Genomic DNA, 12,136 nt, shown 5'->3' on the forward strand with positions numbered 1-12,136 from the left:
TTTTATTTTTTTGGTATAAAAATTGTATATTAGTCAAACGAAAATGAGTATTAATTAACAAAAAATCAAAAAAAGAATGGGAATTTTTTCATTTATTAAGAATGCCGGAGCTAAAGTTTTTGGAATCGGAAAAACAACAGAAGAGGAAGCTGCTGAAAAAGCTTCGAAATTAGTAGATGCTGTTAACGCTTTAGAATTATCTGTAACTGATTTATCAGTAGATATTGACGATGATAAAGCAACAATAAACGGTGAAGCTGCTGATTTAGCAACTAAAGAAAAAGTAGTTTTAGTAGTTGGTAATACTGAAGGTATTGCATCTGTTGAAGATAATATGACTGTTGCTGAAGTTGAAGAGATTAAGGAAGAGGATATGGCACAGTTTCATACTGTTGTTAGTGGTGACACTTTAGGGAAAATAGCGAAAACATTTTACGGAAACGCTATGAAATACCCAGTTATCTTTGAAGCAAACAAGCCAATGTTATCACATCCAGATAAAATTTACCCTGGACAAGTGTTAAGAATACCACCTTTAGTGGACTAATCAAAAGTTAATCAACCAAAGGAAAAAGCACTACATTATGTAGTGCTTTTTTTTTGAAGTTATTTTAGATGAAAAAGAAGTGGAAAGTTGAATTTTATTCTCAATTTTGCACTTTATATTTTTACGTATGAATGGTAGAACTTTAGCCTTAATAGCCCTCTCTATAACTGCTTTAATTTATGGAATAACTTTTACTATAGCTAAAGAGGTAATGCCAAAACATATTTTACCTTACGGTTTTATAGTAGTAAGAATAGGAGGAGCAGCTATTTTTTTCTGGATAACAAGTTTGTTTATTAAACAACAGAAAATTGAGCGTGAAGATTATAAAAGAATAGCCGTTGCAGCTTTTTTTGGTGTTTGTTTAAATATGTTAACTTTTTTTAAAGGGTTAAGTTATACAACGCCTATTAGTGCTTCAGCAATAATGGTAACCGCGCCAATATTGGTTCTAATTTTTTCTTCCATATTAATAAAAGAAAAGATAGTACCTATAAAAATACTAGGAGTTATTATAGGGTTAATAGGAGCAGTTATTCTAATAATTTATGGAAATACATCTAGTAAACATGGAAGTAATGTGGTTTTAGGTAACTTTTTAGTGTTTATAAATGCAGCTTCTTACGGTTTGTACTTAGTGCTAGTAAAAAAACTAATTAATAAATACAATCCGATAATTTTTGTTAGGTGGTTGTACCTCTTCGGTTTTATAATGGTATTGCCTTTCGGATTTACTGAGTTAATGAATATTGATTTTAATACAATGGATACATCAGTTTATTTAAAAATTGGGTATGTTGTATTTTTTTCAACTTGTATTACTTATTTATTTAACCTTTTTGCATTAACAACATTAAAACCAACAACAGTAAGTGTGTTTATATATTTACAGCCAGTATTAGCTACAATGTTTGCTTTGTTTAGAGGAAGTGATAGCCTAAATGTTGTAAAAGTAATAGCAACGTTACTTATATTTTTAGGGGTTGCTTTAGTAACAAAACAAGTGCCAAAAACTACTAATAAATAAGTGTATCTTTGCACTTCATTAAATTGAAAATATGATACAGTCTATGACAGGATACGGTAAATCCGTATTGCAGTTACCTACCAAGAAAGTAACTATTGAAATAAAATCGCTTAACAGTAAAAATTTAGACTTAAATACTCGTATTCCATCTTACTACAAAGAAAAAGAGTTAACGGTAAGAAAAAAGTTAGCTAGTAGTTTGGTTAGAGGAAAGGTAGATTTTTCAATTTATGTAGAAATGACTGCTGATGAAACTTCAACAGCTGTAAATAAAGGAGTTGTTAAAGAGTATATGGAGCAATTAAGAAATATTGTTCAAACAGGTTCAAGTGATGATGTAGAGTTGTTACAAATGGCAATAAAAATGCCAGATGCATTAAAAACTGAAAGAGAAGAATTAGATGTTGAAGAATGGAAACAAATAGAAACTCATATTGAAGTTGCTGTAAAAGAAATTGTTCAATATAGAAAAGACGAAGCAAAATCATTAGAAGAAGATTTTCAACAAAGAATTGAAAATATAAAAACTGCTTTAGAAGAAGTTAAAAAGCTAGATGGTGATAGAATAGATCATGTAAAAGAAAGATTACAAAAAGCGTTAACTGATTTGAAGGTAGAGGTTGATGAAAATCGTTTTGAACAAGAACTTATTTATTATTTAGAGAAGCTAGATATCAATGAAGAAAAAGTGCGTTTAGCAAATCATTTAGATTATTTTTTACAACAATTAGCTACTGCTGACTCTAATGGAAAAAAATTAGGTTTTATTGTTCAAGAAATTGGAAGAGAAATAAATACAACAGGATCTAAAGCTAATTTTGCACCAATTCAAAAAATTGTGATCCAAATGAAAGATGAGTTAGAAAAAATTAAAGAGCAAATTTTAAACGTATTATAAAAATGGTGAAAGATTTTCAAGGTAAATTATTTGTGTTTTCAGCACCTTCAGGATCAGGAAAAACAACAATTGTACGTCATTTATTGGCTCAAGATAGGTTTAATTTAGAATTTTCTATTTCAGCAACCTCTCGTGAACCTAGAAGTAATGAGAAAGATGGAGTAGATTATTATTACATTTCATTAGCAGATTTTAAACAAAAAATTAAAAGTGAAGAGTTTTTAGAGTGGGAAGAAGTATATAGAGATAACTTTTATGGAACACTAAAAACAGAGGTAGAACGTATTTGGGCAAAAGGAAAGCATGTTATTTTTGATATAGATGTTGTAGGAGGACTTCGTATAAAAGAAAAATTTCCAGAACAAACATTAGCTGTGTTTGTAAAACCACCAGATATTAATGAGCTTATTAGACGTTTAAAAAATAGAGGTGAAGAAAGTGAAGATAAAATTAACATGCGTGTAGCAAAAGCTTCTGTAGAACTAGCAACTGCACCTCAGTTTGATAAAATTATAAAAAACTACGATTTAGAAGTAGCATTACAAGATGCTGAAGATTTAGTAGATGAGTTTTTAGGTTTAAAAAAAACTACTAAGCATTAATATACTTATTTTATGAGTAAAAAAGTAGGATTGTATTTCGGAACATTCAACCCTATACACATGGGGCATTTGGTTATAGCAAACCATATGGTTGAAAACTCTGACCTTGATGAAATATGGATGGTGGTAACACCTCATAATCCTTTTAAGAAAAAAAGTTCACTTTTAGATAACCACCATCGTTTAGAAATGGTGTACTTGGCAACTAAAGAGTATGATAATATTAAACCGTCTGATATTGAATTTAGTTTGCCTCAACCTAATTATACAATTAACACTTTAACTCATATTTCTGATAAATTTCCAACATACTCATTTAGTATTATAATGGGAGAGGATAACTTAAAAAGTTTCCATAAATGGAAAAATTATGAAGCTATTTTAGATGATTATAGTGTTTATGTTTATCCTAGAATATCAGAAGGGATTATTGAGACTCAGTTTGATAATCACATAAAAATTAATAGAGTAGAAGCTCCAATTGTTCAAATTTCTTCTACAATGATTCGAAATGCTATAAAGCTAGATAAATCAGTACGTCCACTCCTTTCTAATGAAGTATGGAAGTATATTGATGAGATGAATTTTTATAAAAAATAAACTTTTTTTAAAACTTTTTAAAACTTCTTAGGTCAAAGAACTGATTAACATTAAAAATTAGTAATTATGACTTTAAGATTTGTAAAAAGAAATTTATGTTACCTTGCATTTTTAGGACTTTTAGTATTCACTTCATGTGAGTCAAATAGTAATGAAGAACTATTAAATAATGATTTAACAACCGAAGAAGCATTAAAAGTTGTTTTAGCAGATGATATATCATCAGATGTCGATGATGTTATTGAAGATGATTCTGTAGAAAGTGAGTTAGCGTCAAGAGGAACAACAACTAGTAATCATCCATCTTGTTTAGAAAGAACTGTTGAAAATACCACAAACGGTAAAATAGTAACTTTAGATTTTGGAGCTGGTTGTGAAGGGAAAAAAGGGCGAGTTTTTGCTGGGAAAATTATTATAGAATATGTTCGTGAAAATGATTCATTTTCTAAAACCGTATCATTTGAAAACTTCTCAGTTAATGGAAATGCTATTGAAGGAGGAATGTCGGCAACCAAAGTAAAAGAAAATACAAATGGTAATCCTGAGAGAACGCATACCGTTGATATTACAATTACATTAGAGTCAGGAGAAACTATTGTTAAAAAAGGAGAAAAAGTAAAAGAAAAAATAGCAGGTGCTGATACAAAAGATAGGGGAGATGATGTGTTTTTAATTTCAGGTTTTTGGGAGTCAGTTAATAAAAATGGTGATGCTAAAAAAGCACAAATAACAACTAGCTTAAGAAGAGAATATGCATGTAAATATATTGTTAGTGGTGTAGTTGAATTAACTAAAGGGACTAGCAAATATGTATTGGATTTTGGTGATGGTTCTTGTGATAATTTAGCAACAATTACTGATGAAGCTGGAAGGGTTAAAGAAATAACGTTGAAAAATAGAAAACGTAAATAGCAGCAGTTTAAAAGCCAAATTGAGATACTTAATTTGGCTTTTTAAAATAAATTAACTATTTTATTAAAACTTTTTTCCTTTTAAAGGGTCTAACAATCAACACTATTCTATAAGTACTATGAATGAAGCTAACTTTATAAAAGAACTATCAAGTAAAAAGTATAGAGATAGGGCTTTTACAAAATTATTAGATTTGTATCAGGAAAGATTGTATTGGCATATAAGGAAAATAGTAGGGACTCATGAAAATGCAGATGATGTTCTGCAAAATACTTTTATAAGAGTGTATAAAAGTTTGTCAAAATTTAAACAAGAAAGTTCTTTGCACACTTGGATGTATAGAATAGCTTATAATGAATCTATTCGGTTTTTAGAGAAAGAAAAAAAGAAAAGCTTTTCATCATTACAGGAAGTAGATGATGCTTTTTTAAGTAATTTAAAAAGTGATGTGTTTTTTGATGGGGAACAAGCTCAAATAAAATTACATGAAATATTAAGTGTATTAACTGAAAACCAAAAAAGAGTTTTTCAGATGAAATATTATGATAATTTAAAGTTTAGGGAAATATCTAAGCTTTTGAAAATTAGTGAGAGTACAATTAAAACGCATTATTATGCAGTTGTAAAACACATAGAAAAAAACATTACTACTATTGAATATATAGAAAAAATTAAAGCATAGTTTGTAATGAGCGTACAAAGTGATAACTTTATCTATCGAAATACATTAGATGTGAATTCAGAAAAAATACATAAAAAAGATTTAGGACTAAGTGTGCCAGACGGTTATTTTGAAAAATCAAAAAACTCAATACTTAGTGAAACTATTGGTCAAAATAAAAAAGGAAAAATCATTTTTCTTTCTAAGAAAATGTACATTTGGTCTGCAGCTGCAGTAATAGCATTATTATTTGTTTTGGCTGTATATAATCCTTTTGATAATGTAGGCTATGAATTAGAGAATGACATTTTAATAGCATCTATTATAGAAGAAGAATCTGATATTGATGATTTGTTAGATGAATATGTAAATGAAGAATTACTTACAAAAGAAGTTTTTGTAGAATAGATTACAACTTTTTTAGAATATAAGGGTCTAAAGAATAGAGTTTAATAAGATAAAAGATGAGAAGTTTGAAAGTTATAGGAATTATTTTAATATCACTTTTTTTAAGTGTGTTTAAAGTGTATTCTCAAGATTTACAAGGAGAGTTAAACCTTTCAGAAGAGCAAAAAGAGTTATTAAAGACTCAAAAAAAATTAATAAAAAAACATAGGAAAGCGTTTAAGGAAACACTTTCACAAGAACAATTAACAATATTAAAAAATAGTTCTTTAACAAAAGTAGAAAGACAGATAGCTTTAAAAAATACACTTACTTCTTTCCAAAAAAGAATTATAAAGCAAAATAATGTGAGTGTAAAAAATGTAAAAGCTAAGTTTAGAGCAACATTAACACCAAAGCAACGACAACAATTAAAGCGAAGGGTTGGGAATAAAAAGAAAATGGTTAGAAAAAATATAAAAAAAAATTTAAATAGAGAGAAAAGAAGAAGAATAAGGAATTGATAAGATTTTTTTAAACTTGTTTTATTTTAGTGGTTGAAAGTTCAACCACTTTTTGTATTTTTAAATTATCATGAAAAAACTATGCTTAAAATTTTTGTTACTATTTAGTGTTATAGCATCATATGCTCAAGAAAAACAAAATGAAAGTAATGAAGTAGATGTAATAACAGAAGAAGATGAAATCTTAGATAGTTTATTTAATGATGAAACTATTGAAGACTTATTTAAATTATCTGAAAATTTAGATTTTTTACATTTTTCAATTAATTATAATAACAAAACATATTTTTCTGGAAGAGATATTGGAATAGACCAATTTTCTATAACTCCTCAAATAAACTATATTCATTCGAAAGGGTATTTTGCAGGAATTTTTGGTGTTTATTATAATGAATTAGAACCTAAATGGGATTATACTTCAATAACAGTTGGTTATGGGAAACGATTTGGTAAGAATAAACAATTTAGGTGGTCAACTTATTATGATAGGTATTTTTTTAGTGAACCAAGCAACAATCCTTTGAAGAACGCAATAAATTTTAGTTTAGAGTTAGACAATAAATCAAGAACTTTAGGAACTGAATTAGCTACAAGTTTATTATTTGGAAGTGAGAGTTCTATTCAAATAGTATCGTCTAGTTATGGTGAAATTTCATTAACGAAAGGAAAGAAAAATGAATTAAAATTTAGACCAGAATTACGACTTATTGTAGCTCAACAAACAATTCAATTAGCGCAAACTTTTACTTTTAGAGATCGAGTTTTTACTGTGTATAAACAAAACAATGAATTTGGGTTATTGAATGCACAGTTTTTATTACCTCTTCAATATTCCTATGCCGGATTTGATTTTGAAGCAGGGTATATTTTAAATCTTCCATCAGCTTTAGAAGGAGAATCTAACCTTAAAACTACAGGAACATTTATGTTTTCTGTAGCATATTTATTAGGATTATAACAAAATTTTAATACTTCTGTAAGAAAAGAATTGAAAAATTTTCGTTGTATATTTGAAATCCAAACTTACTATATTACTTAACTGTGGCCAAAAAACATAAAAAAGGAAAGTTAAAACAGAAGCTAACAGACAAATACAGATTGGTTATTTTAAATGAAGATACTTTTCAAGAGCGATTTTCTTTAAAATTATCAAGATTAAATGTATTTGTTTTTGGTGGTTTGTTTTCAATATTATTAGTGATGTTAACAACACTAATAATAGCTTTTACTTCATTAAGAGAATATATACCGGGATATTCTTCAACATCATTAAAAAAGAAAGCAACCCGTTTAATTTATAAGGCAGATTCATTAAAACAAAAATTAACAGTTTTAGAGAATTATACAAGAGCTATTAAGCCAGTTTTAACAGGAGAAATAGAACCAGAAAAAATAGACTCTATTATAAGTGATGGAATGGGAGTAGTTTTAGATGAGAAACTATTACAGCCTACTAAAAAAGATTCAGTTTTTAGAGAAAAAGTAGAAAGTAAAGATAGATTTCCTTTAACCGAAGGAGGTTTAAATAGAGCAAAAAACGTATTCTTTTCTCCATTAAAAGGAAACATGTCTCAAGAATTTGATGTTAACGAAAAACATTTTGCTGTTGATATTGTTGCTCAAACTGGTACTCCTGTTATGGCAATTGCTGATGGTACAGTTATTTTAGCAGAGTGGACTGCTGAAACTGGTTATGTAATTATGTTACAGCATACTAATAAGTTTATTTCTGTTTATAAACACAATGGAACATTGTTAAAAGAACAGGGAGAAATAGTAAAATCAGGTGAGGTAATAGCAAATGTAGGTTCAACAGGTGAGTTATCTACAGGACCGCATTTACATTTTGAGTTATGGAATAATGGGTACCCAGTAAATCCAATAAATTATATAGATTTTCAGTAAATGAGTATTAAATCAAAATTAGCAATACCTTTTGCTAAGCAAGTAAGAAAACGAGTTTATAAATGGGCTAATAATCCGCATCAAACTCAAGAAAAAGTATTTGAGTACTTAATAACTGAAGGGTGTAAAACGGCTTTTGGAAAAGATCATGATTTTATATCTATTAATACTTATGAAGATTTTAAAAAACGTGTGCCTGTAAATGATTATGAAGGTTTACGAAGTTATGTTGATAGAATTGTAGAAGGAGAAGAGAATGTACTTTGGAAAGGTAAACCTATTTATTTTGCAAAAACATCTGGAACAACATCTGGAGCCAAGTATATTCCTATAACTAAAGAGTCAATGCCAACTCATATTAAGGCAGCACGTAACGCATTGTTATTTTATATAGCAGAAACTAAAGATGCTAGTTTTGTTAATGGAAAAATGATATTTCTTCAGGGAAGCCCTGTGTTGGAAGATAAAAATGGTGTAAAATTGGGGCGTTTAAGTGGTATAGCAGCACATTATGTGCCAAATTATTTGTTGAAAAATCGTTTACCAAGTTGGGAAACAAATTGTATTGAAGATTGGGATACAAAAGTAGATAAAGTTGTTGAAGAAACATTACCGGAAGATATGACGGTAATTAGTGGGATTCCATCATGGGTTCAAATGTATTTTGAAAAACTAATTGATAAAACAGGAAAAACAATTTCTGAGATATTTCCGAATTTTAATTTTTTCGTGTATGGGGGAGTGAATTTTGAACCGTATAAGAATAAATTTGAAGCGCTTATAGGAAAGAAAATAGATTATGTAGAGTTGTACCCAGCATCAGAAGGATTTATAGCGTATCAAGATTCTCAAACGGAAAAAGGAATGTTATTACAGTTAAATTCAGGAATTTTTTATGAATTTATTCCAGCCACTGAATTTTTTGAAGATAGTCCAACAAGAATATCATTAAAAGATGTAAAAATTGGAGTTAATTATGTAATCATTTTAAATACTTCTGCCGGTTTATGGGGGTATAATATTGGAGATACAGTAGAGTTTACGTCACTAAAACCTTATAGAATTAAGGTAACTGGACGTATTAAGCATTTTATTTCTGCTTTTGGAGAACATGTTATAGGAAAGGAAGTAGAAAAAGCATTAAATGAAGCTATTATTGGTACCGATATAAATGTTAGTGAATTTACGGTAGCACCGCAAGTAAACCCTGAGGACGGCTTACCTTATCATGAATGGTTTATTGAATTTGAAAATGAACCAAACAATATTGAAGAATTATCTTTAAAGATTGATGCTTCTATGCAAGCACAAAATATATATTATCAAGATCTAATTGAGGGAAAAATATTACGTCCACTAGTTATTAGAAAAGTAAAAAAAGGCGGATTTCATGAGTACATGAAATCTATAGGTAAATTTGGAGGACAGAATAAAATACCTCAGTTGTCAGATAATCGTAAAATTGCAGATGTTTTAAATGATTTTCTGCTTTAATTATAAATAAATAAAGAATGAAAATAATAGCTACAAGTATAGGAGAACGTAAAGAAGTAGATTGGAAAGGAAAAACGATTACTACTGGTATTTTTAAATTTCCTGTTGAAAAAGCTATTTATTTAGATGTTGAAGAAATAAAAGGAGATGCTATTTGTAATAGAGAAAGCCATGGAGGAGTAGATCAAGCTGTATATGGGTATTCTCAAAAACATTATGAGTATTGGAAAGAATTTTATCCAGATTTGGAATGGCAACATGGAATGTTTGGTGAAAATTTAACAATTGACGATTTAGATGAAACTAAGATTCATGTAGGAGATACTTATAAAGTAGGGGAGGCAATATTAGAAGTAACTAAGCCAAGAGAGCCATGTATGAAACTTGGAGTTCGTTTTAATAATATGAAAATTGTAAAGCAATTTTGGCAACAGAATTATTCAGGAATTTATTTTAAAGTTTTAGAAACTGGTTTTGTAAAATCTGGAGATCAGTTTATACAGATAAAATCATGTACTGACGCTAAAACTATTGCTGAGGTATATAATGAAAAAAGAACTAAAAATAAATCTTAATTATCTGACCAAACAGCGAGCTCATTTCCAGAAGGATCAGTAAAATGAAATCTTCTTCCACCAGGAAATGAGAAAATATTTTTAGTTATTTTTCCTTCAAATTTGACAATTAAATTTTGAATGCTTTCTAAGTCTTTATGATATAATACGACCAATACCCCATTTTTTATTTTTTTTTCAGATTTTTCAAACCCTCCTTCTACACCACTATTTGAAAAAGCAACATAGTTAGGGCCATAATCGGTAAAAAATCACTCAAAAGTATTGGTGTAAAATGTTTTTATCTTTTCAAGATTACTAGCTGTAAATTCTATATAATTTATGTGATTGTTGGTATTCATTTACTATAGTTTTAGTCAATGTAATTTCAGTGAAAGATAGAACTAAAAACTAAAGGTTATACATTACTTTTCTCTTTTTTAGTAGGTATTCTTTTTCTAATGAATTATTTACATTTTTTAAAGAAATATCAATATATTTTATAGCTTCTTTAATTTTTCCAGTTTGATAAAAGAACTCGGCTTTGGCTCCAAAATATAAATAAGAGCGTTGCCCTAAATCAAGAGGAGTAATTTTATCAAAATAGTAATTCGCTTTAATATAGTTTTTACTTTGTAAACACACTACAGCCATACTTAATAAATGTGAAGTAGTTGGTTGTAGTTTATATAAGTGTTGATACCATTGTAATATTTTATTCCAATTTGTTTGCTCAAAGTTAGGTGCTTTAATATGTTCAGCTATTATAGCAGCTTCATAATGATAACAAGAAAATTCATCGTTTTCTACAGCTTTATTCATCATTGCATTTCCTAATTGTATTAAAGGAAAAGACCATTTGTTTCTATCTTGAGTTTTTAAATCGAGTAATTCGTTTTCAGTATTTATTTTTGCATCTAAGCGAGCGGCATGAAAACACATTAAAGCAAACAATGCATAACTAGCAGAAATATTTGTGTGCTTATTTTTTAATAACATTTTACATAAACGCATAGCTTCACCGCACAATTCTTTTTGGATTAAAATTTCTTTTTTATTAGAATGAAATCCTTCATTAAAGATGAGGTATAAAATTTCTAGAACACTTTCAATTCTAATAGGTAATTGATTTCCAGTTGGTATTTTGAATTGTAAGTTTGTTTTCTGAATGTTTTGTTTAGCCCTTAATAATCTTTTTTTTATGGTTTCTTCTTTAGTCAATAAAGCAGAGGCTATTTCTTTTATACTAAATCCAGAAATGGTTTTTAAGGCAAATGAAATTCTATCTTTTGCATTTAAACTTGGATGACAAGCAGTGAAAATCATTCGTAATTGAGCATCCTCAATTTCAGTATCTAAAAAAAGGTCATTGATGGAAATAGCTTCAATACCATTTTTAATTTCCGGGATATATTTCTTTTCAGCTTTTAATTTTCTAAATAAATCTAAAACTCTATTTTTTGCAGCATGAGTTAACCATGCTTCAGGATTATCAGGTTGCTGATTACGCCAACTTGTACTTGTTTTTAAAAAAGTATCTTGAACAGCATCTTCTATAATTTCAAGATTAGATAATCCAAAAATTCGAGTTAAAACAGCAACCATCTTCCCGCTATGATGGCGGAAAAGATGATCTATGAGTTTAGAATCCATTAACTGTCAAATACCATAATTTCACGAATTTCTACCGTGTTTCCTAAGTCGTAATCAGGGAAATCTTGCGCAATTTCTTGTACTGAATCAAAATCACTAGCTTCAACTAAATAATAACCCCCTACAATTTCTTTAACTTCAGCTGAAGTTAAATCTGTAACTGTTCTATTTTGTCCAACAATACGTCTTATTTGTGATGTTAAAGCTTCTCCACCACGTAAGATACCAGCCTTTTCCATTTTCTCGCTCCATGCAAACCATTTTTCCATGCGATTTTGTATTTCTTCTGGAGAAAGTCCAAGATCAGTGTATTCAGTTCCAACAAAAAGCATCATAAATTTTTTCATCATTTAAAGTTTTAAAGTTTTGTATTAG

General features: G+C 28.7%; 16 protein-coding genes. 13 read left to right on the plus strand and 3 right to left on the minus strand.

Features of this window, described 5'->3' with window-relative positions:
• Positions 1 to 76: 76 nt before the first annotated feature.
• The 13 genes from lysM to BLV71_RS07870 all read left to right on the plus strand — a co-directional run bounded on the left by lysM (position 77) and on the right by BLV71_RS07870 (position 10,129).
• The gene (gene lysM, locus BLV71_RS07810) at positions 77 to 547 is read left to right on the plus strand and encodes a peptidoglycan-binding protein LysM (RefSeq protein WP_093870003.1); all 471 of its coding nucleotides are present in this window, start codon (positions 77 to 79) and stop codon (positions 545 to 547) included.
• A 127-nt stretch (positions 548 to 674) separates the two neighbouring features.
• Positions 675 to 1,574, plus strand: coding sequence for a DMT family transporter (locus tag BLV71_RS07815; protein WP_093870004.1), 900 nt, complete (start codon positions 675 to 677; stop codon positions 1,572 to 1,574).
• 43 nt (positions 1,575 to 1,617) lie between these two features.
• Positions 1,618 to 2,472 (plus strand): YicC/YloC family endoribonuclease, encoded by an 855-nt coding sequence (locus BLV71_RS07820; protein WP_093870005.1) that lies wholly within the window; start codon positions 1,618 to 1,620, stop codon positions 2,470 to 2,472.
• Between the two features lie 2 nt (positions 2,473 to 2,474).
• On the plus strand, positions 2,475 to 3,074 hold the full coding sequence (gmk, locus tag BLV71_RS07825) for a guanylate kinase (protein ID WP_093870006.1): 600 nt from the start codon (positions 2,475 to 2,477) through the stop codon (positions 3,072 to 3,074).
• A gap of 12 nt (positions 3,075 to 3,086) precedes the next feature.
• Positions 3,087 to 3,674 carry a nicotinate (nicotinamide) nucleotide adenylyltransferase gene (gene nadD, locus BLV71_RS07830; protein WP_093870007.1) on the plus strand — a complete coding sequence of 196 codons (588 nt, stop codon included), beginning with the start codon at positions 3,087 to 3,089 and terminating at the stop codon, positions 3,672 to 3,674.
• 66 nt (positions 3,675 to 3,740) lie between these two features.
• Positions 3,741 to 4,586, plus strand: coding sequence for a hypothetical protein (locus tag BLV71_RS07835; RefSeq protein ID WP_093870008.1), 846 nt, complete (start codon positions 3,741 to 3,743; stop codon positions 4,584 to 4,586).
• A 118-nt stretch (positions 4,587 to 4,704) separates the two neighbouring features.
• A complete protein-coding gene (locus tag BLV71_RS07840) occupies positions 4,705 to 5,268 on the plus strand; it encodes an RNA polymerase sigma factor (RefSeq protein ID WP_093870009.1) in 564 nt (187 codons plus the stop codon).
• Between the two features lie 6 nt (positions 5,269 to 5,274).
• Complete coding sequence (locus BLV71_RS07845) at positions 5,275 to 5,655, plus strand: hypothetical protein (protein WP_093870010.1); 381 nt, start codon at positions 5,275 to 5,277, stop codon at positions 5,653 to 5,655.
• Positions 5,656 to 5,711: 56 nt separating this feature from the next.
• Positions 5,712 to 6,155 (plus strand): Spy/CpxP family protein refolding chaperone, encoded by a 444-nt coding sequence (locus tag BLV71_RS07850; RefSeq protein ID WP_093870011.1) that lies wholly within the window; start codon positions 5,712 to 5,714, stop codon positions 6,153 to 6,155.
• A gap of 70 nt (positions 6,156 to 6,225) precedes the next feature.
• A complete protein-coding gene (locus tag BLV71_RS07855; RefSeq protein ID WP_093870012.1) occupies positions 6,226 to 7,113 on the plus strand; it encodes a hypothetical protein in 888 nt (295 codons plus the stop codon).
• An 83-nt stretch (positions 7,114 to 7,196) separates the two neighbouring features.
• Positions 7,197 to 8,060: a M23 family metallopeptidase gene (locus tag BLV71_RS07860; protein ID WP_093870013.1), complete on the plus strand. Its 864-nt coding sequence runs from the start codon at positions 7,197 to 7,199 to the stop codon at positions 8,058 to 8,060.
• Positions 8,061 to 9,554: a GH3 auxin-responsive promoter family protein gene (locus BLV71_RS07865; protein WP_093870014.1), complete on the plus strand. Its 1,494-nt coding sequence runs from the start codon at positions 8,061 to 8,063 to the stop codon at positions 9,552 to 9,554.
• 17 nt (positions 9,555 to 9,571) lie between these two features.
• Positions 9,572 to 10,129: an MOSC domain-containing protein gene (locus BLV71_RS07870; protein ID WP_093870015.1), complete on the plus strand. Its 558-nt coding sequence runs from the start codon at positions 9,572 to 9,574 to the stop codon at positions 10,127 to 10,129.
• Here BLV71_RS07870 and BLV71_RS18830 read toward each other — a convergent pair.
• The 3 genes from BLV71_RS18830 to BLV71_RS07885 all read right to left on the minus strand — a co-directional run bounded on the left by BLV71_RS18830 (position 10,126) and on the right by BLV71_RS07885 (position 12,096).
• Complete coding sequence (locus BLV71_RS18830; RefSeq protein WP_255405136.1) at positions 10,126 to 10,284, minus strand: VOC family protein; 159 nt, start codon at positions 10,282 to 10,284, stop codon at positions 10,126 to 10,128. The genes BLV71_RS07870 and BLV71_RS18830 overlap by 4 nt on opposite strands.
• Before the next feature lie 235 nt (positions 10,285 to 10,519).
• Positions 10,520 to 11,761, minus strand: coding sequence for an RNA polymerase sigma factor (locus tag BLV71_RS07880; protein WP_093870016.1), 1,242 nt, complete (start codon positions 11,759 to 11,761; stop codon positions 10,520 to 10,522).
• Positions 11,761 to 12,096 carry a YciI family protein gene (locus tag BLV71_RS07885; RefSeq protein ID WP_255405137.1) on the minus strand — a complete coding sequence of 112 codons (336 nt, stop codon included), beginning with the start codon at positions 12,094 to 12,096 and terminating at the stop codon, positions 11,761 to 11,763. Before BLV71_RS07885 ends, BLV71_RS07880 begins: the two co-directional genes overlap by 1 nt.
• Between the last annotated feature and the right edge of the window lie 40 nt (positions 12,097 to 12,136).

The sequence above is a fragment of the Tenacibaculum sp. MAR_2010_89 genome (genome assembly GCF_900105985.1).
Lineage (GTDB): Bacteria > Bacteroidota > Bacteroidia > Flavobacteriales > Flavobacteriaceae > Polaribacter > Polaribacter halocynthiae.

Bases quoted from the DNA above. Each gene is read 5' to 3' on its own strand.
- lysM (WP_093870003.1), top strand. From the start codon at position 77: ATGGGAATTTTTTCATTTATTAAGAATGCCGGAGCTAAAGTTTTTGGA.
- BLV71_RS07815 (WP_093870004.1), top strand. From the start codon at position 675: ATGAATGGTAGAACTTTAGCCTTAATAGCCCTCTCTATAACTGCTTTA.
- BLV71_RS07820 (WP_093870005.1), top strand. From the start codon at position 1,618: ATGACAGGATACGGTAAATCCGTATTGCAGTTACCTACCAAGAAAGTA.
- gmk (WP_093870006.1), top strand. From the start codon at position 2,475: ATGGTGAAAGATTTTCAAGGTAAATTATTTGTGTTTTCAGCACCTTCA.
- nadD (WP_093870007.1), top strand. From the start codon at position 3,087: ATGAGTAAAAAAGTAGGATTGTATTTCGGAACATTCAACCCTATACAC.
- BLV71_RS07835 (WP_093870008.1), top strand. From the start codon at position 3,741: ATGACTTTAAGATTTGTAAAAAGAAATTTATGTTACCTTGCATTTTTA.
- BLV71_RS07840 (WP_093870009.1), top strand. From the start codon at position 4,705: ATGAATGAAGCTAACTTTATAAAAGAACTATCAAGTAAAAAGTATAGA.
- BLV71_RS07845 (WP_093870010.1), top strand. From the start codon at position 5,275: ATGAGCGTACAAAGTGATAACTTTATCTATCGAAATACATTAGATGTG.
- BLV71_RS07850 (WP_093870011.1), top strand. From the start codon at position 5,712: ATGAGAAGTTTGAAAGTTATAGGAATTATTTTAATATCACTTTTTTTA.
- BLV71_RS07855 (WP_093870012.1), top strand. From the start codon at position 6,226: ATGAAAAAACTATGCTTAAAATTTTTGTTACTATTTAGTGTTATAGCA.
- BLV71_RS07865 (WP_093870014.1), top strand. From the start codon at position 8,061: ATGAGTATTAAATCAAAATTAGCAATACCTTTTGCTAAGCAAGTAAGA.
- BLV71_RS07870 (WP_093870015.1), top strand. From the start codon at position 9,572: ATGAAAATAATAGCTACAAGTATAGGAGAACGTAAAGAAGTAGATTGG.
- BLV71_RS07880 (WP_093870016.1), bottom strand. From the start codon at position 11,761: ATGGATTCTAAACTCATAGATCATCTTTTCCGCCATCATAGCGGGAAG.
- BLV71_RS07885 (WP_255405137.1), bottom strand. From the start codon at position 12,096: ATGATGCTTTTTGTTGGAACTGAATACACTGATCTTGGACTTTCTCCA.